The sequence below is a fragment of the Suttonella sp. R2A3 genome, from assembly GCF_021513215.1.
Classification (GTDB): Bacteria; Pseudomonadota; Gammaproteobacteria; order Cardiobacteriales; family Cardiobacteriaceae; genus JAHUUI01.
Genome location: NZ_CP090975.1, coordinates 292,277 through 315,275 on the forward strand (window position 1 = coordinate 292,277; position 22,999 = coordinate 315,275).

Sequence of the window (22,999 nt, forward strand, 5' to 3'; positions counted from 1 at the left end):
TTCACGAGTCACAGTAATCACCGAGATTGATTACCTGCTTGGTTGTAAAAAACGGCGATAGGCAGGATTTTGCGTTTCTTCCTCGTACTCATAACCAATCCGCTCAAGATGCTGCTCTAAGGAAGCCGCATCGTCACTTTGAATCCCGCACAGCACACGACCATAATCTGAGCCGTGATTGCGGTAGTGAAACAGGCTGATATTAAAGTGTGCGCCGAGTGTTTGCAGGAAATAAAGCAGGGCGCCAGGACGCTCTGGGAAGCCAAAGCGGAATAAACGTTCGTTATCGATGCCATTGCCTGCACCACCAATCATATAGCGTAAATGTAATTTGGCGAGTTCGTTGTCGGTGAGGTTTTCTGCCTCATAGCCATTAGCGCTCAAGGTTTCTAAGATACTGTTGAGTTGTTGTTTGCCTTCATTTAATTGAATACCAACAAAAATTTGTGCCTGCTGTGCATCCTGATAGCGATAATTAAATTCAGTGACCGGTAAATCGCCAATCAGTTGGCAGAATTTAAGAAATGTCCCTGGGCGTTCAGGGATGGTAACTGCGAGCAGGGCCTCACGCTGCTCACCAATTTCAGCACGTTCTGCTACATAACGCAGACGATCAAAATTGACATTCGCACCCGATACCACGCTGATCAAAGTCAGGTCTTTTTTGTCTTGTTGGGCTGCCCATTTTTTTAAGCCTGCGGTAGCCAGCGCGCCTGAAGGTTCGGCGATTGCACGGGTATCATCGAACAGGTCTTTCATCGCCGCGCATGTTTCATCGGTGCTCACGGTAACAAAATCATCAACCAATTCACGAATAATCTCGTAGGTATGCTCCCCCGGCTGTTTGACCGCGACACCGTCAGCAAAAATGCCGACATGATCCAGCGTTGTGCGCTCACCATGGCGTACAGCGTGGGTCATAGAAGCGGCGTCATCGGGTTCAACGCCAATGAGCTTAATATCCGGACGCAGTGCTTTGATTAACAGCGCCATACCCGCCATTAATCCACCGCCACCAATAGGCGCAAAAATGGCATCGATCGGACGTGGATATTGGCGTAATAGCTCTAGGCCAATCGTTCCCTGACCGGCGATCGTATCCGGGTCATCAAATGGGTGGATATAGGTGAGCCCGCCTTCTTTTTGCAGGTTTTGCGCGTGTTGTGAGGCTTCGTCGTAAAAATCACCGTGCAGAACGACATTAACCCACTGCCCGCCTAAGCGACGTACCGCATCAACCTTAATCGCCGGCGTGGTTCCTGGCATAACAATCGTTGCCATAATTCCGAGTTTACTCGCCGAGAGCGCCACGCCTTGGGCATGGTTGCCGGCAGAAGAGCAGATCACACCGCGTGCACGTTCTTCGCTGTTTAAGTGATACATTTTATTGTACGCACCACGACATTTAAACGAAAATACCGGCTGTAAGTCTTCACGTTTGCATAAAATTCGCTGCCCTAAACGCTTGGAAAGGCGGGGCATGTTATCTAAGGGCGTTTCAATGGCCACATCATAGACAGGCGCGGTAAGGATTTTCTCGATATACTGTTGCGTCATAAGTTGTTGGAGTTTAAACATGAATCAGGATCTATTAAAACAAAAAGCGGCCGATAAAGCACTCGAAATGATAGAAGATGGTATCACGCTTGGTGTGGGTAGCGGCTCAACGGTATTAAAATTTGTCGCCGCACTCGGCAAGAGCAGTTTGCAATTTAAAGATGTGGTGTCGTCTTCTGAAGAAACTACGGCCGCGCTCAAGGCAGCAGGGTATCAGGTGCGCGATTTAAACGCCTGTGACGCAGTTGATGTGTACGTTGATGGTTGCGATGAGATCGATGGCAATAAATACATGATTAAAGGCGGTGGCGCAGCGCTCACCCGCGAGAAAATTGTTGCCGCTGCGGCGAAAAAATTTATCTGTATTGCTGATGAATCTAAAGCGGTGGATGTATTGGGGCGCTTTCCGTTGCCAGTGGAAGTGATCCCGATGGCGCGGAGCTTAGTGGGTCGTGCGTTACTTGCTCTTGGTGGGGAACCGCGTTGGCGTGAAGGGGTGGTCACTGATAATGGCAACTGGATTATCGATGTGCATCACCTGCGTATTAGTGACCCTTATGCTTTAGAAGCTGAGATTAATAATATCGCTGGAGTAGTAACCAATGGTATTTTTGCCCGGCAAGCCGCTGATGTGCTGATTTTATCGCGTGCCAATGGCGAGATTGACGTGCAATAATGACGGAAGTAGGTATTGTTGGTACGGGCTTTGTCGGTGCGACTTCTGCTTATGCTATAGCATTGCAGGGAATATGTAATGAATTATTGCTGATTGACGCTCATACTGAGCGTGCGCGCGCTGAAACCGCTGATATCGCGCATGCTGCTGCGCTTAGCGGCACAACACGGGTTCGCTCTGGTGATTACGATGGTTTGCGCGGCGCTAAAGTGGTGGTGATTGCCGCAGGGGTTAATCAGCAGCCGGGAGAATCGCGTTTAGCGCTGCTTGCCCGTAATGCGGCGATCTTTGCCCGCGTTGTGCCAGAGATTGTCCGGGTGGCGCCACAGGCGGTGGTTGTGGTGGCGACCAATCCTGTCGATATCATGACGGATATTACGCGTAATCTGCATCCTCACCCAGAACGTGTTTTGGGCACAGGTACACTGCTTGATACCGCACGAATGCGTGAGTTGATTGGACGAGAATGCGGGGTTGCCGCGCGTTATATTCACGCCAATGTGCTTGGTGAACATGGCGATTCTTCGGTGCTGTGCTGGGATAGTGCACGAATAGCCGGAACCAATATTGCTGAGTTTATGAAAACACTGGGCGTCAGCTGGAATCATCAACAACGCGGCGTGATTGAGGACAAAGTGCGCAGTGCAGCGGCAATGATCATCGCTGGTAAAAAAGCGACGTATTATGGTATTGGCGCGGCAGTGATGAAGATTGTTGATGGTATATTGCGTGATGGGCGTGGGGTATACACGCTGAGCGGCCCGAGCGAATATGGCGTGTGTTTGTCGTTGCCACGTGTGTTAGGCGAAGATGGTATCGTACATACGGTCACCCCCGACTTGTCTGATACAGAGCGCCAGGCAATACAAGAAAGTGCGCGGTTATTACGCAATACGCAAGAGGCTATTGAGGGACACTAATTGCACACCCATCAAATCACGCTTGAGTCACAATCAGCACATTATCATAGCTGGGGCAGCAGTGGCGAGAAAGCGCATTTCTATGGTGGAAATGGTTTTCTTTTTGCCGCTTATCTACCGTTAATTCATGCCTTACAGCACGATTATCATTTTATCAGTTTGGCGATGCGAGGTTTGTGGTCAAAGCCGCCAGTGCCAAAGCGAGCATTTACCAGAAAAGAAGATGCCGAGTTATTGATCGCATTTTTAGAGCAAACCACTGATCAACCGGTAGTGGGCATGGGGCATTCACAAGGTGCGAGTGCGACAGTGATCGCCGCAAGTCAACGTCCTGACCTATTTAGTCGCTTGATCCTCATTGAACCGGTGAGTTTTACTCCGTGGCAGGCTCGCTGGATCCCAGCACTACCGGTTTGGTTTAAAAATCATTTTGAACCGTTTAAAGGGGCGCTGGCTAAGCAAAGCATTTGGCCAAGCATCGAAGCGTATCAAAAAGAGCTACGCAGCCACCGCGCTTTCCGGCGCTTTAATGATGAAGATTTGGCCCATTTTGCCCATGCTTCGTTGTGCGCCACTCAAGACGGCTTCACACTGCGTTTCCCACCCGAGCAAGAGGTTGCGAATTATCATGGCACACCGTGTATTGAATCCGCTTTAAAAAGCCTCACCGTGCCGTATCATATTATCAGCGGCAAACCGTCGATGTTTTTAAGCGACAAAGTGAGGAAGCGGTGGGGTCAATTTGTGCTCCCCAATCAATGGACCGTTGACCCACACTTTGGTCATTTATTACCGTTGGAGGCGCCACACGCGTGTGCACAACTAATTAACGCAGCAGATTCTGCGGATTAATCTTGTGTGATAATCTGACCGTCACACAGTTGAAAACGCGCGTGATCATGATCCGTAAAGATGGGTTCATTGTTGATTGAGGTAATAAATAATTGCGCGCCACTATCGATTAAAAAGCTTAGCAGCAATTGTTGACGCTGCTCATCGAGTTCGGCTGCTATATCATCAATTAACATAATTGGGTGCGTGCCGCCACGTTCAGCAATTAATTTTGCCTGCGCTAAAATGAGTGCGCAGATCAGCGTTTTCTGCTGCCCGCGCGAAAAATGATGCGCCACATCATGACCATCACAAAAAAAGCGAATATCCGCGCGATGAATGCCATCTCGGGTATGCTTGAGCATTCTGTCTCGAATGAGATGGGTATCTAATAACGTTTTTAGTGGCGTTTGTGCATGCCAGCCACGGTGGTAGGTCATGTGGATGGTTTGCAAGCCACCAAGTTGTTGGTGAAAGAGATTGAGCGCTTCTTCTAAACGCTGCAAATAATTGCTCCGTTGTATGTCAATGGCTTCTGCCGCTTGGGCAAGCAGGCCATGCCACGGCAGGATATGCGTATCATCCCAGTCATCGCGCAACGCGGCGTTACGGTTTTTTAGCGCGTGTTGGTAGCGTTGCCAGGTTGGTAAAAATGCTTCGTCATCATAAAATAACCCAAAATCCAGGAAACGTCGGCGAAATTCTGGTCCTTGATCAATTAATGCAAAATGATCGCTGTTCACAATCTGAATCGGCACCAGGTTGGCAAGAGCACTCAAGGTGCGTACGTCTTCACCGTCCAAGCGAATTCTGTGCGATTTAGCCGCTTTTTCAATCCCCAAAAGATGGCTGTCTTCACCACGGATCAGGCGCGCAATTAAGCGATAATACTCATGATCGTGGGTGATTAAGTGCCGCGTTTGTGTGCTGCGAAAAGATTTACCACGCCCGAGAATATATAAAGCTTCGAGTAAGGCTGTTTTGCCCGCGCCATTATCCCCATAGATATGATTAATATGCGGATGAGCGGTGAGTTCTGTTTGGCGAAGGTTGCGCAACCCTTCAATCTTCAACGAGTCAATTCGGCTCATGCAGATCCATTCCAACCGCGATATTGTAGCGCTTCTGCTGCGTGAGTTGGCGCGATAAGCGCTGATCCTTCTAAATCGGCAATCGTGCGCGCGACTTTGAGCAAGCGATGATAAGCGCGCATCGATAGCTGCATTTGTGCGGCTGCCCGATCCATCAAACTAAAGACTGCGGGGGCGGCGTGTAAATGTGCATCAAGCGCCTTGCCGGTCAGCTGAGCATTGGTGCAGCCTTGACGCGCGATTTGTCGCATTCGCGCTGCTTCAGCCTGTGTGCGTAATGTTGCGCTATTTTGCTGCGGCGCGGTATCAGCACGCAGCTGTTCCGGGGTGTAGCGCGCAACATGGATCAATAAATCAATACGATCAAGCAGAGGCCCCGAAATGCGCTGGCGGTAGCGCACGACTTGATCCGGTGTGTCGCTGCAGGCGCGTTCATGATCGCCATAATAGCCACAAGGGCAGGGGTTCATCGCGGCGATCAGCTGAAAACGCGCGGGAAAATCGCTTTTCATCAACGCACGTGAAATCGTGATATGTCCATTTTCCAGCGGTTCGCGTAGCATTTCTAATACGCGACGCTCAAACTCCGGCAGCTCATCGAGAAATAACACCCCATTGTGCGCTAAAGAAATTTCCCCTGGCTGTGGCATACTGCCGCCACCAACCAGCGCGGTTGCCGAGCTGCTATGATGCGGCGCACGATAGGGGCGTAATTGCCAGCATGAAGCATCAAAACCTTGTTGAGAAATCGAACGAATCGCTGCACTGGTGATCGCTTCTTCGCGCGTCATGGTTGGTAAAATACCGGGAAAGCGTTGAGCAAGCATTGATTTACCGGTACCGGGCGGACCACTAAGTAACACATGATGCGCACCGGCTGCAGCAATGAGTAACGCGCGTTTGGCTTGTTGCTGGCCAATAACATCACTGAAATCAGGATAAGGTGTTGTCGCCTCGAGGCCGCGCTGTGGTTGACTTAACCAGTCTTGTTGACCATGCAAAATGGCGGCGATATGCGCTAAGCTGTGTGCCGGTCGTACCTGATCTTCGGCAACCAGTGCTGCTTCATGGGCATTAGCTTTTGGTACAACAATCAAACGCTGAGCATCATAAGCAGCTAGTGCGCAAGGCAAGACACCCCGCACACTGCGCAACGCGCCTGATAAGGCTAATTCCCCATGCCATTCATAGTGCTCTAAATTTGCGGTTGGGATTTGCCCTGAGGCGGCAAGAATACCTAGAGCAATCGCTAAATCATAGCGGGCGCCGTCTTTGGGTAAATCAGCAGGGGCAAGCGATATGGTGATGCGTTTTTGTGGAAATTCGAAACCGCTGTTGATGATCGCTGCGCGTACGCGGTCTTTACTTTCTTTGACCGCTTTCTCCGGCAGGCCAACTAATGCCAACTGCGGTAAGCCATTAGCAAGATGGACTTCCACACGCACCAATGGCGCATCAAGCGATAACGGTGCGCGTGAATAGATACTCGCTAACGACATGGTAAATCAGGCAGTGTAACAATCATGCCTTGATTATAACGTTTTGCCTAGATCAACACCAACCGAGCAAGCAATACAATGGTCAATACCCACACAGCGATATTGAGTTCGCGCCACCGGCCGGTGACTAATTTCGCAATCGTAAAGGTAATAAAGCCGAGCGTAATTCCTTCAGCGATCGAAAAGGTCAGCGGCATCATCAAAAAGGTGACCGCAACAGGTGCTGCTTCACTTAAATCATCCCAGTGAATGTCGGCTAAGGTATACATCATCAAAATAGCGACGTAGAAAATCGCTCCAGCAGTTGCGTAGGCTGGCACCATGCCGGCAAGTGGTGAAAAGAAGATACACAAAATAAAGAGCACACCAACGACGACTGCGGTGAGACCGGTACGTCCACCAGCAGCAACTCCAGAAGTGCTTTCGATATAACTGGTGGTATTAGAAGTCCCTAAGCCTGCACCAATTAACGTGGCGCCACTATCGGCGAGTAAAGCTTGTTTGAGGTTGGGAATTTTCCCTTCTTTACTCAAGCCCGCTTTTTCGGTTACCCCAATAATGGTACCGGTGGTGTCGAACAAATCGACAAAGAAAAAGGCGAAAATCACACTGATCATCGCTGCGTCGAATGCGCCCAGAATATCAAGTTGCATCAAAGTGGGCATCACGGATGGTGGCGCAGACACCACACCATGGAATTCGCTGTGTCCAGTGAGCAAACCAAGGAGAGAAACCAGCAAAATAGCGAGCATAACACCACCGGGCAGGCGATGCCGCTCAAAACCAATGATCAAGAAAAAGCACAAGATCATCATTGCAGGCCCATAGCTCACAATATCACCAAGGGCAACGAATGTGGCTGGGTTGGCGACAATTACTCCAGCATTTTTTAAAGCGATTAAGGCGAGGAATGCACCAATACCAGCCGCTATGGCTTTCTTTAAGGTATGGGGGATCGCGTTAATCAACCATTCGCGGATTTTGAAAATACTGATGAGTAAAAACGCTACACCGGAAAGAAAAACGCAGCCAAGCGCCACTTGCCAAGTGTGCCCCATGCCAAGCACCACAGAGTAGGTGAAAAAGGCATTCAAGCCCATGCCAGGCGCGAGTGCTATCGGTAAATTTGCATAAAAACCCATAATGAAACAACCAATGGCTGCTGCGAGACACGTCGCAACAAACACCGCACCAAAGTCCATCCCTGCCTGGCTTAAGATGTCAGGATTGACGAAAATGATGTAGGCCATGGTTAGGAATGTGGTAAAGCCGGCGATGAGTTCGGTTTTCAGCGTTGTGCCGTGCGCACGCAGACCGAAGAGCTTTTCAAGCATGGTTTTCCCCTTGCAAAAAGTTAATAATTATACGCAAAAACCAGTAAAAGGGGTGGTTTTATTGATAAGCTGAGCTTAGTAATAAACGTGTAAAAGTCAGATTTCCTCGTGATAGAAAATGCCTTATTTAATCAATATTGCGGTTGTTATAACTTTGGTTGGCAGTGTAGACAAAAGAAGCTGCTACGCCCGCCAATAACCGCATGTTCAAGTGTGCGTTGACAGTTCGGGCAAGGCTGGCCATGCTTGCCATAGACTGCCAAGGTTTGTTGAAAATAGCCACCACGCCCATCGCTGTGTAAAAAATCACGTAACGTGGTACCGCCTTGGGCAATCGCGGCAAGTAATACCTGCTTGATCTCTGCACACAATCGCGCAATAGCCTGTTTAGATAGAGATCGGGCAGGGTTTGCCGGGTGTATTTTGCTGAAAAAGAGCGCTTCATTAGCATAGATATTGCCTACGCCAACGACCACTTTTTGATCCATGATTAACGCTTTAATGGCGATACGCCGGCGCTGACATTGTGTAAACAAATACTCGGCGTTAAACGCCTCATCTAAAGGTTCAACACCCAGGCGCTCAAGATAAGCAGGTGGGTTTTCGGGGTTAATCAGGCTAAATTGTCCAAAGCGTCTAGGGTCGTGATAACGCAAGCTATGCGCGTTATCTAACTCAATAATAATATGATCATGCTTTTTTAGCGGTGCATCCAGGGGATTCACCCGTAAACTCCCCGACATACCAAGATGGATCAGCAGACTACGCGTTTTATCCGTGGTATGGATGATTAGATATTTAGCGCGACGTTCAATTTCGCAAAAAGATAAACCTTCTAAGCCGTGCAAGGCAGGTTCGTCGATAGGGTGACGTAACGCGGTATGACGTACGGCTATCGCTTTAATCCGGCGCTGGTTGAGCAAGGGCATTAATCCACGGCGGGTAGTTTCAACCTCAGGTAATTCAGGCATCGGGGGTTATCCAAAGTGTGTTGGCGTTTTCTAAGCGGGGTTTAAGTCCGGCTTGGCAGAGATAAGTCTGCCCATCGTAATAAAGATAGTGTGCATTAAGTAGTGGGTTATAGCCACCAAAGGCATAATTACGTTGGTTTAATGCAAAAGTTAACTGCAGCGTATCATCAGCTATTTGTTCGCTTGTGGCGAGCTTCTGACAACCTTGGCGTAAATCGTGCAACCAGGTATTGATCAGTTGCTGCTGGGCATCACTGATTTCAGCAGAAGCAGCCTGCCAGCGTTGCTGGTTATTTTTTAATTGCAAACCATTGATTGACAATGAATCAACAACGCGTGGAAAACCTGGCTGTGCCTGTCGGTATTGCCAAAAAAGGATTGAGCCTAAAATTAAGGTGATAATAAACCACACGACTAGCCAGCGTGATGATAGCGACAACGCATCCTCCGGCGATAAAACACATAAGCTATTGTGCCAATAGCTGGCAGAGCAAATAGCAACAGACCAGCGATAATATAGAGATAGCGTTGGCTCAAAGTGATGAATTGATCAGATAAGGGGGGCAGTGTGCTTTGTTGTGCGAGCGTTTTTGGTAATAGCGCAGAAAACAGCTGTTCATGGAATGCCCTGTTACCGGCGAGTCCTCGATATTGGGCTTGAAAACTGTCGCTATCACCTAAAATCACGATGTATTGTGTGCGCTCTTCGTAAGGACGCTCTAACAGCCAACCTACCGCCAAAGGCCCACGTTGTTCATCATCATCTAATCGTGAGGAATTTGTTTCTAGCGTAGTTTCATTCCAGCTGTTTTCGGAACTATAGAGCAAGACGCTGCGCTGCCAGCCGTTTGTGGCTTCATGATTCACGCTGAACGCCACCGATTGGGGTAACAGAGGCGCCTGTTCTAAACGATTAACCATGGGATGATCACCGAGTAATTCAATCACCAACCAGGAAGGATCTTCCAATCCATACTGCTTGGCATTAGCATCGACCACAATACCGGGTAAAACGCTTAAGCCACTGAGCGTTTCAAGCCAAGTGGGTAAATAGGCTTGCTGTTGATCGGTGGTATAGAGTAGGTTACCGCCTTGTTGTAAATAGCTTTGTACCTCATCGGCAGCATCGAGCGAAGCGGCGTCAGGATCGGCGATAACGAGTAAATCCGTATTAACTGGTATGTCGTGTTTATTAGGGTCAATGGCAGCTAATACTACACCGCGCGCTTGCAACTGCTGGTAACTCGCCTGCCAAGAGCCCGCAACGTCGGTTAAAAAAGCGCGCTCTCCGTGGCCTTGGAGATGAATGGCTTGTTGTGAGACTTGGGGTAATAAGCCAATGATTGCTTCAAGAATAGTCGAAGGTGAGGGTATATCAACACGTGTACCACGTTCATTGATGCTGATATAAAGCTGGCCTTCTCGGGTGATATTGCGCTTTTGTACATCCACAGGATGGGTTTGCGGGTTGATAAATTTAAGCGATAGATCATCGATGTGCTGATCTAAAGGGGATACAAGGTTTTTGATGCTGCGTCGTAACGGAGGTTGATTACTGATATACGCTTCAATCACCACCGGGGATTCTATGAGCTTAAGCGCTTGTTGCTGGGTTGGCGAGAAATGCCAGCGTGGCTGATCGCGCAACTGCCAATACGTGTTATCAGACAATGCAAGCCAGGCACCAGCCAGCATGCTGATCACCATAAAGCCCCATAAACTAATTCTGATAATGGCGCGCATAATCCACAACACAAAAAAGAATATTGTAAAATAAGCGCATGAATTGCGAAACCCAAAAACATGTTGAGGCATTTTTAACCCAGTTGTGGTTACAAGATGGCTTGAGTGATGCAACGATTGCGGCTTATCAAAGCGATCTACAGCAGGCAGACAAATGCTTGTCAGATGGACAACTCATTCAAGCCACAGCAGATGACCTACAATTCCTGTTCGCACAACTGCTCGAACAGGGTCGTGCTAACAGTTCTTTAGCACGTATGCGCACCAGCCTAAAACGTTTTTACCACTTTTTGATCGCCAGCAAAGTCCGCGAGAATAATCCTGTCGCAACCCTTGGCAAAGCCAAACAACACCGTAGTGTGCCGAGTACCTTAAGCGAAGAAGACGTTAGTGCGTTACTGGCTGCTCCGGACACAGAGAGTGATATTGGATTACGTGATCAAGCGATGCTGGAGTTACTTTATGCCTGTGGGCTGCGCGTGAGCGAATTGGTCGGCTTGGAGTTAGGCAGTTTGTCGCTGAGTGATGGGGTTGTGCGGGTTTGGGGGAAGGGTTCAAAGGAACGCTTAGTACCGATGGGAGAGGCGGCCATACAAAGCGTGATTGACTACTCTGAGCGGGCGCGTCCACGGCTACTCAATGGCAAGCGTCATCACAATTTATTCCTTAGCGCACGGGGTCGAGCGATGAGCCGCCAGGCGTTCTGGTATCGGATTAAACATTATGCATCGCTTGCCGGAATCAGTCAGAACATTTCGCCGCATACCTTGCGTCACGCTTTTGCCACCCATTTACTCAACCATGGTGCTGACTTAAGAGTGGTACAATTACTGCTTGGACATGCAGATTTATCAACCACACAGATTTATACTCATATTGCAGAAGCCCGTTTGGCTGCGATTCATCAGGCGCACCATCCACGAGCTTAATGGTGATTTTTCTACACACATTGTCGGTTTGTCATGGTAAAGCTGGCGGCAATTAGTATCATGAGTAACCAACACGATAGACAAGGATATGACACATGCATTTTTTTCGTATGAGCGCTGCTGCTTGTTTGCTAAGCGCAATGGGTTTAACTTACGCAGAACCTAATCTCAACCAGGTCAAAGAAGCGTTTAGTCGTTATGAGATTGGCGAAGTTAATACCACACCAGTTGATGGCTTATATCGCTTCAACGTCGGCACTGAAGTATATTATCTCAGCGAAGACGGGAATTATTTATTCCAGGGTGAAATGATTGATTTAAATGCGCGCAAAAACTTAAGCGAAGCACACCGCGAATCGGCACGAAAAGCACTGCTTGATTCTGCTGATCCCAAAGATATGATTATTTTTCCTGCGCAAGGAGAAAGCAAACATGTGGTCAATGTGTTTACCGATGTGGATTGCCCATACTGCCGCTTATTACATAAGAACATCAGTGATTACACCGAACAAGGGATTGAAGTCCGCTATTTAGCTTTTCCAGGCGGCGGTCTTGGCTCTGATTCACACAGAAAAGCAGTTAGCGTTTGGTGTGATAAAGACCGTCAAAAAGCAATCACCGACGCGATGGCTGGTGGTGAAGTTAAAACCAAGAGCTGTGATGCGCCAGTAGAAAAGCAATATAAGCTTGGCGTGGAAATGGGTGTGCGCGGCACACCGGCCTTTATTTTAGAAAATGGCGCCTTGGTTGGTGGGCTGGTCAAGCCTGAACTCTTGTTGCGTGACCTTGAAGCGATCGAACAAAATTAATGAGCGACAAGCGATGGACGTTCTGCGTGGCGCCAATGCTCGATTGGACCACGCGTGAATGTCGCTTATTACATCGACAGTTCAGCGCGCATGCCCGACTCTACACCGAAATGGTCACCACAGGTGCGATTATCTATGGGGATCAAGCGCGCCATTTACGCTTTTATGAGGACGAACACCCGGTTGCGTTGCAGCTTGGTGGTGGTGATCCGAATGATTTAGCTCGAGCAGTAAGTTTGGCCCAACCCTATGGTTATGATGAAATCAACCTCAATGTCGGGTGTCCAAGCGATCGCGTGCAAAATAACCGTATTGGTGCTTGTTTGATGGACGATCCAGCGTTGGTCGCTCGTTGTTTAAGCGCCATGCAGCAAGAGAGTGATGTCCCTGTTACGGTTAAGCATCGCTTAGCGATCGATGAGCAAGATGAGCGGGATGTATTAGCATTTGTTGATCAAGTAGCTAGCGAAAGTGCGTGTCGGGTGTTTATCATCCATGCACGCAAAGCTTGGCTTGATGGACTCAGCCCGAAAGCGAACCGTGATATACCACCGCTTAATTATGAGTTGGTGTATGAATTGAAAGCGCGATTTCCCGAACTGACCATCATACTCAACGGCGGTATCAACTCAATCACCGACGCTAAAGAACATCTGCAATACTTAGATGGGGTGATGCTTGGTCGAGCAGCCTATCAACAGCCTGAGCTTTTACTCGATGTTGATACACTTTATGGCGCAAATGCCCATCAATTATCAGACGTTTTGCCTCGTCTGCGAAAACAAATGGTGGAAGGGCTGGCTAATCAACTTCCATTAACCTATTTCACCCGCCACATGCTTGGTCTATTTTCTGGGCGACCTGGTGCACGCCAATTCCGAAGAATTTTAAGCGAAGAAGCACGAGCGCACGATGCCGGTATAGAGGTATGGGATAGGGCGGTAGTTGCAATACGCAATCATTAGGCAATATGATGATAAAACCCGGCTAAATTCCCGCATGATTGAGTTAAAGATGCTGCGCTGATAAGGTTTTTTTGTTACGATAATGTTTCCATCTTTACTCCGATTAAAAGGGAATGAAATGACCTTATCTCGTCACACCATAGACTTATCACCTTATGGCATCAACACCATTGCGATGCGCAACCTTCCTCCAGCAAAACTTTACAGAGAAGGGCTACGCAGTGGTGGTGAGTCAGTAATTTCTTCAACTGGCGCTTTAATTGCCTTCTCTGGTGAAAAAACCGGGCGTTCGCCGAATGACAAACGTGTGGTTGAGTTAGCGCCTTCTAAAGACAATATCTGGTGGGGCGACATCAACATACCTTTCCCTCAAGCATCGCATCAGAGAAATCGTGAGATTGCGGTCAAATTCTTAGATCAATCAGACCGTATGTATGTCTTTGATGGTTTTGCTGGTTGGGATAAAGCTCATCGAATCAAAGTTCGTGTGATCACCACCCGCGCCTACCATGCCTTATTCATGCACAATATGCTGATTCGCCCAACCGCAGAAGAGCTTGATCAATTTGGCGAGCCTGATTATGTGATCTACAACGCAGGGCAATGCCCAGCTGATACCAGCGTTGAAGGGGTGAACACAGAAACATCTGTTTCATTGTCTTTTGAAGATCAGGAAATGGTTATTTTGGGTACAGAATACGCCGGGGAGATGAAAAAAGGCGTATTCACGATCATGAATTATCTAATGCCGCTAAAAGGTGAGCTTTCGATGCACTGTTCAGCGACCGCTGAAACGGGCGCGGCTCGCTCAGCCATCCTCTTTGGTTTATCCGGTACGGGTAAAACCACCTTATCAGCGGATCCTAATCGTGAGTTGATTGGTGATGATGAACACGTTTGGACCAACCAGGGCGTATTTAACATCGAAGGCGGCTGTTACGCTAAAGTCATCGATCTCTCTGAAGAAAAAGAACCGGATATTTTCCGCGCGTTGAAATTTAACGCCGTGCTGGAAAATGTGGTTTATGACGAAGAGCATGTGGTGGACTACACCGATATTTCGATCACCGAAAACACCCGTGGCAGTTATCCAATTGAGCATATTCCTAATGCGCGTATTCCTTGTGTAGCCGGACAGCCAAGCGATGTGATTTTCCTCACCTGTGACGCGTTTGGTGTGTTACCACCAGTGGCTAAACTCACCCCAGCACAGGCGATGTTCCACTTTATCTCTGGTTACACCGCTAAAGTGGCCGGTACAGAAGTGGGCATTACCGAACCACAAGCAACATTCTCTGCGTGTTTTGGCGCACCATTTATGGTTTGGCATCCAACCAAATACGCGGAATTATTGGCTGAAAAAATCCAACAACATCAAGTGAATGTGTGGTTGGTGAATACCGGCTGGTCTGGTGGCGCTTATGGCGTCGGCTCACGTATCAAGCTTAAATATTCGCGCGCGATTATTGATGCGATTAACAAAGGTGAGCTCGCGCATGCACCAACCCAACAAGACCCGCGCTTTGGCTTCAGTATTGTCACGAAATGCAGCAATGTGCCAGATGAGATTTTAGATCCGCATAACGCCTGGGCTGATAAAGCGGCTTATGAGATGCAAGCCAACCAGCTTGCTGAAATGTTCAATCAGAACTTTGAGAAATATAGTGCGCAGGCTGCCGATGATATCAAAGCCGCTGCACCAAAAATCTTGTAATGATATAAATCAAAACCTTAAAGCGCTGCTTGCAGCGCTTTTTTTTATGCCTACAGACCCATATATCAGCAATTAGTGATCCTGTTTTTTAGCGATATTATGCGTTTCTTAACAAAATTTTTTATTAACTCGACCACTAATTAAGCTACACTGGAAAATCCTTTTGACGGAGAGTGCATTATGCGGATCCTACGTTTAGTATTGATGCTGAGTATCGGGTTATTATTCGGTAAAGAGCTGGTGGCCGCTACAGGTAAACAGGAATTGCTGCCGCATGATGCCGCAGCGCGGCTACAAGCCTTGCCAGAAGCGAACGAGATGCAAGGCTATTGGGATGAACGCAAGCCTACCTTAGTTAAATTTTGGGCAAGCTGGTGTCCGCTGTGTTTAGCAACGTTAGAAGAAACGCAAACCTGGCGACAAGATGGCAGTCTTGGTGCTGCGAATATTGTCAGTGTAGCTTCCCCAGATTATCTCTCTGAAATGCCACCCGCAGAGTTTCGCACTTGGTATCAAGGTTTGTCTTATCCTGATTTGCCGGTGTTAATCGATGATGGTGGGGCGATTGCGCGTGAGCTTGGTATTGGTGTGTATCCTAGCTGGGCATTATTTGATGCTGATGGGGTTTTGTTGCGCGTGGTTAAAGGCAATATCACCCACACTCAAGCAAAAGTGTTATTGATTGACCCAAATGCTGAGATTGGTTATAAAGACGAGTTCTACCAGCCCAGCAAACCCAAAGGAGAGCAAAAAGTCATGAATACCAAAACCATCTATCTTGCCGGCGGCTGTTTTTGGGGTTTAGAAGCCTATTTTGAGCGTATTCCTGGGGTTGTTGATGCCGTTTCTGGCTATGCAAACGGCGATACGGAGAACCCTAGTTACGAAGATGTCGTGCGTCGCAATACAGGCCATGCGGAAACCGTTGCGGTAACTTACGATACCGATCGCCTCAATCTTTCAGAAATTTTGGCATATTATTTCCGCGTGATCGATCCGACCAGCTTAAATAAGCAGGGGAATGATCGGGGCACACAATACCGCACAGGGGTTTATTACACCGATGCGAGTGATGAATCCATCATTGCACAGGCGATTAAACAAGAACAAAGTAAATACGAAAAGCCGATTGTGGTTGAAAATGAGCAGCTAGATGGGTTTTATGAAGCAGAAGCTTATCATCAAGATTATCTCGCAAAGAACCCTAATGGCTATTGTCATATCGATGTCAGTAAGGCCGATATTCCATTGAGCAAAGAAGAAAGTCATGCTGAAAAGGCTCAAGATCACAATCAGTCAGTGAATGTTGATCCCACGCGTTATAAAAAACCAGATGAGGCTGAACTGCGTCAACGCTTAAGCGCGATGGCCTTTGATATCACCCAAAATAGCGCCACAGAACGTGCGTTTAGCCATGAATACGATGATCTGTTTGAGCCGGGTATTTATGTCGATGTCGTGAGTGGTGAACCTTTATTCAGCTCTGCCGATAAATATGATTCTGGCTGTGGCTGGCCCAGTTTCAGTCGCCCAATCGTCGGCGAAGTGGTCACGGAACATGAAGATAATTCTTATAATATGAAGCGCGTTGAAGTGCGTAGTCGGGTGGCTGATGCGCATTTAGGACATGTCTTTACCGATGGTCCTCAAGAAGCCGGTGGCTTACGCTATTGCATTAATGGCGCAAGCTTGCGTTTTGTGTCATTAGCAAACATGGATCAAGAAGGCTATGGGCATTTGAAAGCCGCAGTCGTGCGCGGTGAAGGCGTACACTAAGTGTCAAAACTGATCCAGTGGTTGGCCCACCATGGGCCAATCGTGATGGTAGCATGCTGTATCTTGGGTTTTATATTCCCAGATTTATCGCAAATGTTATTGCCAACACTGCCGTATTTTCTCTTTTTCTTGATGTTTTTTACCTTACTTGGCATCAATCAACGTCAATTACTCAGACGGATGGCTTCACCCAGACCTTGGTTATTTGCGCTGCTGCAAACGGGATTAATGTGCGTTTTTTGTACGGGGCTTGCCTATCTATTGGGCGCACGTGGTGCATTACTGTTAGCAATTGCAGCAACAACCGCAACCGCGCCGCTCTTTGCCACCAGTGCTTTGGTCAAATCGATTGGGTATGACGCGTTACAAGCGATGGCCTATACGATTGCAGCAACGATTATCATGCCAGTGATTCTGTTAGTCGTGCTCTGGCTGTTTGCCGCACCCGATAGCCGCATTGATTTTGGGGTTTACACGCAGCGGTTATTGATTTTCATCGGTGGGCCAATCCTTCTCGCTGGGTTCATTCGTCAGTATGTTAATGAACATATCCTTGAACGCATTTACCCGAAAGTCTCACAGATTGCGGTAATCCTGGTGTTTACCTTTCCATTCGGACTGGTCGCTGGTTTTCGTCACTCCGTCAACACTGACTGGCAATATGGTTTGATCCTGTTGGCCATTGCTTCAGTGATCTGCTTTGGTACCTGTATTTTAGGGTTTTTTATCTATCGACGTGAAGGGCTGGATGAAGCGATTCCCGCAGCGATAGCGAGCGGCAGCCGTAATGTCTTGCTGACCCTTACCATTGCAGGTACCTATCTCGACACGGTCTTTTTTGCCACTGATTGGTGCGCTGCAATTACCCACGTATATGATGCCGATTATTGCAAGGCTGTGGCGTCAATCTCAGGAAGGAAAAGCCGCGCCAGATTGATGATTGATGGTTACCGGATGATTGTCATCATCAAGTAATACGACGTTGGGTTCGTGCGCTTTCGCCGCTTGTTCATCCATTTGCACATAAGCAATAATAATCACTTTATCGCCAGGACTGACTAATCGCGCCGCAGCACCATTAATCCCGATCACGCCGCTGCCTCGCTCACCAGGAATGGTATAGGTGGTCAGGCGGTTGCCGTTATCAATATCGAGCACATCGACTTGTTCATGTACGAGAATGCCCGCCGCATCAAGTAAATCTTGATCGACAGTAATAGAGCCTTCGTAATGAAGGTCGGCTTGCGTCACCGTTGCGCGGTGGAGCTTGCCTTTCATCATGGTCAGTAACATAGTTTGCTTGGTTATGATTGTTCTTAAATCGTTGGTAGTGGGGCAGGTACGCCACTGGTGCGCTTCAAACGGAAGGCATCAGGCGAGTCGCTAGCAATCACTTGACCTTCTGGGGTGAGTAATTCCAGAGCATCACGCTGCACGCGAATGTAATCGATAATACCGGTTTTATCGCTATGGCTGAGGCGGATATGGCTATTATCTTCCATCCAGCTGAAGCGTCCTTCTTTGATGACGTCTTTAATATCTTGTCCCAGGCGGCGTGAGCGCAGAACATAGCGTTGATCCGGATATAAAACCAGCATCGTTGCTACGCCATCGCAATTAGCACCACAAGGTAAAACGCCTTGGTACGTACCAGGCCATTGAACTTGTGTTCTCGCTTGTGTAATCGGTGCGCGCTCTTGTGATTGGCTATTGCCACCAAAGCTGATACAGGCGCTCAGCATCAATGGCAGGGCGATGATGGTCACGAGTTTTTGTGTTGATTTCATAAATTCTGTCAGTCTGAAGACGTTGGAAACGTGCGCTATTTTGCGGTTTAGACACATAAAATGCAAGCTTCTCGGTTTATTTATTGGTCATGAAGTGAGATGATTTTCAAAAGATTTATGGGTTATCGGGCTTATGTCTATAGCTTGTTGTAATCTTTAAACAAATGTTTCATATATTGCCGATAATTATCGATTTCCAAGTCTTTACAGATCTCACGAAACGCAATATAGGTACTTTCGTGTAGGTGTTTTTTTCCACCTAGGCGTTGCCAGTACGGGCTTTTACGTAATTTATTACGCACATGCGTTTTCAAGCCAATGATATATAAATCACCACCGCGTTTTTGCAGTTTATTGCGTTCGTTAAGTAGCGCCTCAATACCTGCGATATCAATGATATTAACCCCTTCAGCCAAGATCACCACATTGAGCCATCGTTGATTGGTTGATAACTCTGCCAAACGGGTTTGTACATGATCAACCGCGCCAAAAAATAACGAACCATCCAAGCGGATAACCGTAACAGGGGGGTTACGGTGCACATCAGTTTGTTTTTCTTCACCTTCAAGTTCATAAACCGATGAAAAATCCACCAGGGTGACTTTTGGATGTGAGGTTTTCTGTAGATAGAGAATTAGCGACAAAATAACCCCGGCATAAATAGCAAATTCCAGATCGAGCAATAACGTTGATAAAAAAGTTACTGTAATGATGGTCAGCTCATTTCGGCTAGTTTTGGCAATCAAGCCGATATGTTTGAAATCAAACAGGTTATAACCGGCTAGAATAATCGCACCAGCCATTGCTGGTAGGGGTAAGTAGTGGGTTACTTTAGGAATAAATAACAAAACCAAAATAACGATTAAGGAAGTCGCTAACAGCGAAAGCGGTGTTTTTGCCCCACTATCATAATTGAGCGCACTGCGGCTAAAGGAACCTGAGCCGACATAGCATGAAAAACAGCTTCCCACCATATTAGCCAAGCCCTGACCAAAGAATTCCTGATTACCATCAATACGTTGGTGTGAACGTACAGAAATAGAGCGCGCAATCGAGACTGCTTCAATTAAGCCTAACAGCGCTAGGGCAAACGCAGAAGGGAGCAACTCGGAAAAAAGGTAAAAATTTATATCCGGGAATACCATTTGCGGCATCGAGGCCGGTAATGCACCAAGCATCTCCACGCCATTTTCCGGGGCTTTAAGAATCAGTCCCGCGAGCATACCAGCCATCAAACCCAACAACATATGCGGCCATTTACGTCGATAACGACGCACCCAAATGGCTGTAATAACCGTCACAGCGGCAATAATCATGCTTGGGGTATGAAAAACAGCGCTTTTCTCGAAAATAATCGTCCATTTTTCAAAAAAGCTTAAACCCCTTGGCAGGGTAATCCCTAATATCGTTGGTAGTTGGCTAGAGATAATCAATGTTCCAGCGCCAGCGGTAAAGCCGATAATTACTGTATGAGAAATAAAATTAACCAAACCACCAAGACGGAATATCCCAAAGCCTAATTGAATGATGCCAACAATAAACATGAGTGTTAGCGTCATACCGATATATTGTGGACTGCCAATCACCGCATACGGGGCGACAATACTTGGAATGACGATCGAAAGCGCAACTGTAGGGCCTGTGACCATATGCCACGAAGAACCAAAAAATCCAGCAAGCAGCTGGACAACAATCGCACTGTATAAACCAAATTCAGGGGGAAGACCTGCAATAAGGGCAAAGGCAATACCTTGCGGTAACACCATCACAGCACCGGTTAATCCTGCCCAAAAATCGGCCTGAAGGTTGCTGGGATTGACACGATTAATCCAAAAACGCATCGGAAACAGCAAGCTGATGATGCGCCAGAGATAAGTTAAAACAACCTCACGGACGGTGCTAAACATGACAGGGCTTATTATTAAGTTCGCTTAATATTATAGCGTAGCAAACAAAGGAGGTATAGAGGACCAGAAACAAAAATTCAGGCCTGGACGCAGATAAGTGAATATCTTCTATTTAACATAATATACATTCTGCGATATTAGATATACCAGGTTAGCGGAGCTCTTTAATACCTACAAACAACAAATTATCGATAACAAGTCGGTATCCATGTTTATAGACTCATATTCTTTATGTTGAACTTATCCTTAAGATTCATGTGTGTTTGTTAAAAGCGACCCACTGCCATAAAACGGTAACATTTTTTGCTAGAATAAACGTATATCCCATTTATTGGAACCATCATGAATCAAACCAAGCCAATTGAGAACACACCTGACGTTGATCTAGCCAACGCTAACCCACGCGAGATTCTTCTCAATCGAGAGCTCACTTGGATTGCTTTTAATGAACGTGTGCTGCATGAATCGACGCGTGCTGAGATTCCACTGCTTGAACGACTGAAATTTATCGCGATTGTTAGCGGTAATACCGATGAGTTCTTCATGAAACGTATTGGTGGTCTCAAACAGCAAGTTGGCGCTGGCATGGACAGCTTGAGCCCGGATGGCCGCACGCCTCAGGAACAAATTGATGAATGCTATGCAGCGATCCGACAAATGAACCAAACACTGCAAAAAAGCTGGAAGCAACTACAAACGGAATTACGCAAAGCTGGTATAGAAATTATTAAATATCAACAGCTTTCACGCACCAAGCAGGCGCAGATGCGTGAGTTCTTTATCACCAATATTTATCCTCTGATCACCCCTCAGGCGATGGATCCTGCGCACCCTTTCCCGTTTGTCTCTAATTTATCGTTGAATTTGTTGGTAAAAATGCACTATGCACAGACTAAGCGCAGCGCTCTGGCGCGTATTAAAGTGCCCGTTGGACAAGGTAGCAAACGCTTTATCAACATTAATGATCCCAATGCTGAAAAATTCATCACTTTAGAAGATTTGATCATCAATAATCTCGATATGCTCTTTCCGGGCATGAACATTGATACCGTGGATATATTCCGCGTCACGCGCAACGCGGTCACTGAGCAAGACGAGGAAAAAGCTGAAGATTTATTGGAATTGATTGAAGGTGAACTTCGTGAGCGCCGACTTGCGCCGATTGTGCGCATGCAATATGAATCCGGCATGAGCGCCATTCACAAAGGTATGCTTTCCGCTGAGCTGTCTTTGGTTGAAGACAAGGATACTTTTGCCAGCGACGGCTTCTTAGCTTTACGCGATTTGATGGAGTTGATGGCGATTAACCGTGGAGATTTAAAAGATCCACCACACCAACCGGTCGATCATGAGCGTTTGGTTGGCGAGGATAATATCTTCCATGCGATTCGCCGTAACGGCCCTTTTTTGATCCAACTGCCCTACGAGTCGTTTAATTCATCGGTTGAGCGCTTTTTGCGCGATGCCAGTCGTGATCCTAAAGTACTCGGGATCAAAATGACCTTATATCGCACCTCATCAGATTCTAAAATTATCGATTATCTGATTGACGCCTCACGTAACGGCAAGCAAGTGACGGTTGTGGTTGAAGTTAAAGCCCGTTTTGATGAATCAGCGAATATCCGCTGGGCTAATCACCTTGAAGAAGCCGGGATCCATGTGACCTACGGCATTGTGGGCTTAAAAACGCACGCTAAATTGATCTATGTGATTCGCCAAGATTATGATGGTCTGCGGCGCTATGCACATATCGGTACAGGGAACTACCACAGCGGTACAGCCAGACTTTATAGCGATCTAGGTATTCTGACAGCCGACCCTGATATTGGCACCGATTTAACTGAACTGTTTAACTACCTCACCACAGGCTACACGCCAAACCGTAAATACCATAAGCTGTTACCCGCACCAAAACAGATGAAACCGGGACTAATGGCGTTTATTGACCGTGAAATCAACCACGCCAAAGCCGGTAAAAAAGGCCATATCCGATTAAAAACCAATGCCTTGGAAGATGTTGATATTGCCCTTGCGCTTTATCGTGCTTCTCAAGCTGGCGTTAAGGTGGAACTCATCATTCGTGATACCTGCCGTGTCATTGCTGGTGTGCCGGGATTATCAGAATCCATTAGTGTCACCAGTATCGTTGGTCGCTTTTTAGAACATACGCGTATTTATTATTTCTACAATAATGGCGAGGAAGAATATTACATTGGCTCGGCGGATTTGATGCACCGCAACCTTGAGAGCCGCGTTGAAGTGATTGTGCCGCTTGAAGCGCAAGATATCCGAGATAAACTCAATCACTTCTTAAATACGCAGCTAAATGACTTGGAAAACGCCTGGCGGATGCAAGCAGATGGCAGTTATAAACGCCGACAAAACCCACAGGATAAACCAAGCGCACAGCAACAGTTTATCGAAGAAGCACAGGCGCGCTTTAAGGAAGCAAATCGATTGAAATTGCGCAAAACCAAGTCATTGATTTAA

The 22,999-nt window shown here is 47.3% G+C and carries 20 protein-coding genes; 10 read left to right on the top strand and 10 right to left on the bottom strand.

The genetic code is table 11. From position 1 onward, the window contains the following. Window positions 1-30: 30 nt before the first annotated feature. Window positions 31-1,557 carry a threonine ammonia-lyase, biosynthetic gene (gene ilvA / locus L0B52_RS01455; RefSeq protein ID WP_235065420.1) on the bottom strand — a complete coding sequence of 509 codons (1,527 nt, stop codon included), beginning with the start codon at window positions 1,555-1,557 and terminating at the stop codon, window positions 31-33. Between the two features lie 19 nt (window positions 1,558-1,576). On the opposite strand from ilvA, the gene rpiA reads away from it, so the two are divergent. Genes rpiA through L0B52_RS01470 form a run of 3 tightly spaced genes read left to right on the top strand, consistent with a single transcriptional unit; the run spans window position 1,577 to window position 4,005 of the window. Continuing rightward, entirely contained in the window at window positions 1,577-2,233 is a 657-nt protein-coding gene (rpiA, locus tag L0B52_RS01460; protein WP_235064764.1) for a ribose-5-phosphate isomerase RpiA, read from the top strand. After that, complete coding sequence (locus L0B52_RS01465; RefSeq protein ID WP_235064765.1) at window positions 2,233-3,153, top strand: L-lactate dehydrogenase; 921 nt, start codon at window positions 2,233-2,235, stop codon at window positions 3,151-3,153. Before rpiA ends, L0B52_RS01465 begins: the two co-directional genes overlap by 1 nt. Further along, window positions 3,154-4,005, top strand: coding sequence for an alpha/beta fold hydrolase (locus L0B52_RS01470; RefSeq protein ID WP_235064766.1), 852 nt, complete (start codon window positions 3,154-3,156; stop codon window positions 4,003-4,005). Here L0B52_RS01470 and recF read toward each other — a convergent pair. The 6 genes from recF to L0B52_RS01500 all read right to left on the bottom strand — a co-directional run bounded on the left by recF (window position 4,002) and on the right by L0B52_RS01500 (window position 10,622). Further along, window positions 4,002-5,075 (bottom strand): DNA replication/repair protein RecF, encoded by a 1,074-nt coding sequence (recF, locus tag L0B52_RS01475; RefSeq protein WP_235064767.1) that lies wholly within the window; start codon window positions 5,073-5,075, stop codon window positions 4,002-4,004. The genes L0B52_RS01470 and recF overlap by 4 nt on opposite strands. Continuing rightward, window positions 5,072-6,574 (bottom strand): YifB family Mg chelatase-like AAA ATPase, encoded by a 1,503-nt coding sequence (locus tag L0B52_RS01480; protein WP_235064768.1) that lies wholly within the window; start codon window positions 6,572-6,574, stop codon window positions 5,072-5,074. Before L0B52_RS01480 ends, recF begins: the two co-directional genes overlap by 4 nt. Before the next feature lie 47 nt (window positions 6,575-6,621). Beyond that, window positions 6,622-7,908, bottom strand: a complete 1,287-nt coding sequence (locus L0B52_RS01485; RefSeq protein ID WP_235064769.1) for an NCS2 family permease — start codon at window positions 7,906-7,908, stop codon at window positions 6,622-6,624. Window positions 7,909-8,054: 146 nt separating this feature from the next. Continuing rightward, window positions 8,055-8,879 carry a bifunctional DNA-formamidopyrimidine glycosylase/DNA-(apurinic or apyrimidinic site) lyase gene (mutM, locus tag L0B52_RS01490; RefSeq protein ID WP_235064770.1) on the bottom strand — a complete coding sequence of 275 codons (825 nt, stop codon included), beginning with the start codon at window positions 8,877-8,879 and terminating at the stop codon, window positions 8,055-8,057. Then, window positions 8,872-9,318 carry a hypothetical protein gene (locus L0B52_RS01495; protein ID WP_235064771.1) on the bottom strand — a complete coding sequence of 149 codons (447 nt, stop codon included), beginning with the start codon at window positions 9,316-9,318 and terminating at the stop codon, window positions 8,872-8,874. The genes mutM and L0B52_RS01495 overlap by 8 nt, the downstream gene beginning before the upstream one ends. Beyond that, window positions 9,294-10,622, bottom strand: coding sequence for a Gldg family protein (locus L0B52_RS01500; RefSeq protein ID WP_235064772.1), 1,329 nt, complete (start codon window positions 10,620-10,622; stop codon window positions 9,294-9,296). Before L0B52_RS01500 ends, L0B52_RS01495 begins: the two co-directional genes overlap by 25 nt. A 38-nt stretch (window positions 10,623-10,660) precedes the next feature. On the opposite strand from L0B52_RS01500, the gene xerD reads away from it, so the two are divergent. From xerD to L0B52_RS01530, 6 genes are all read left to right on the top strand, one after another. Beyond that, entirely contained in the window at window positions 10,661-11,551 is an 891-nt protein-coding gene (xerD, locus tag L0B52_RS01505; RefSeq protein WP_235064773.1) for a site-specific tyrosine recombinase XerD, read from the top strand. 95 nt (window positions 11,552-11,646) lie between these two features. Further along, a complete protein-coding gene (locus L0B52_RS01510) occupies window positions 11,647-12,360 on the top strand; it encodes a thioredoxin fold domain-containing protein (protein WP_235064774.1) in 714 nt (237 codons plus the stop codon). Further along, window positions 12,360-13,325, top strand: a complete 966-nt coding sequence (gene dusA, locus L0B52_RS01515; RefSeq protein WP_235064775.1) for a tRNA dihydrouridine(20/20a) synthase DusA — start codon at window positions 12,360-12,362, stop codon at window positions 13,323-13,325. Before L0B52_RS01510 ends, dusA begins: the two co-directional genes overlap by 1 nt. Window positions 13,326-13,443: 118 nt before the next feature. After that, window positions 13,444-15,039, top strand: a complete 1,596-nt coding sequence (gene pckA, locus L0B52_RS01520; protein ID WP_235064776.1) for a phosphoenolpyruvate carboxykinase (ATP) — start codon at window positions 13,444-13,446, stop codon at window positions 15,037-15,039. Between the two features lie 180 nt (window positions 15,040-15,219). Beyond that, a complete protein-coding gene (gene msrAB, locus L0B52_RS01525; RefSeq protein ID WP_235064777.1) occupies window positions 15,220-16,815 on the top strand; it encodes a bifunctional peptide-methionine (S)-S-oxide reductase MsrA/peptide-methionine (R)-S-oxide reductase MsrB in 1,596 nt (531 codons plus the stop codon). After that, window positions 16,816-17,790, top strand: a complete 975-nt coding sequence (locus L0B52_RS01530; RefSeq protein ID WP_235064778.1) for a hypothetical protein — start codon at window positions 16,816-16,818, stop codon at window positions 17,788-17,790. Here the strand turns inward: L0B52_RS01530 and panD are convergent. From panD to L0B52_RS01545, 3 genes are all read right to left on the bottom strand, one after another. Further along, window positions 17,725-18,108 carry an aspartate 1-decarboxylase gene (gene panD / locus L0B52_RS01535; RefSeq protein WP_235064779.1) on the bottom strand — a complete coding sequence of 128 codons (384 nt, stop codon included), beginning with the start codon at window positions 18,106-18,108 and terminating at the stop codon, window positions 17,725-17,727. The genes L0B52_RS01530 and panD overlap by 66 nt on opposite strands. A gap of 23 nt (window positions 18,109-18,131) precedes the next feature. Continuing rightward, window positions 18,132-18,602: a copper resistance protein NlpE gene (locus L0B52_RS01540; protein WP_235064780.1), complete on the bottom strand. Its 471-nt coding sequence runs from the start codon at window positions 18,600-18,602 to the stop codon at window positions 18,132-18,134. A 137-nt stretch (window positions 18,603-18,739) separates the two neighbouring features. Next, window positions 18,740-20,509: a SulP family inorganic anion transporter gene (locus tag L0B52_RS01545; RefSeq protein ID WP_235064781.1), complete on the bottom strand. Its 1,770-nt coding sequence runs from the start codon at window positions 20,507-20,509 to the stop codon at window positions 18,740-18,742. A 342-nt stretch (window positions 20,510-20,851) separates the two neighbouring features. Here L0B52_RS01545 and ppk1 point away from each other — a divergent pair, with 342 nt between their 5' ends. After that, window positions 20,852-22,999: a polyphosphate kinase 1 gene (ppk1, locus tag L0B52_RS01550; protein WP_235064782.1), complete on the top strand. Its 2,148-nt coding sequence runs from the start codon at window positions 20,852-20,854 to the stop codon at window positions 22,997-22,999.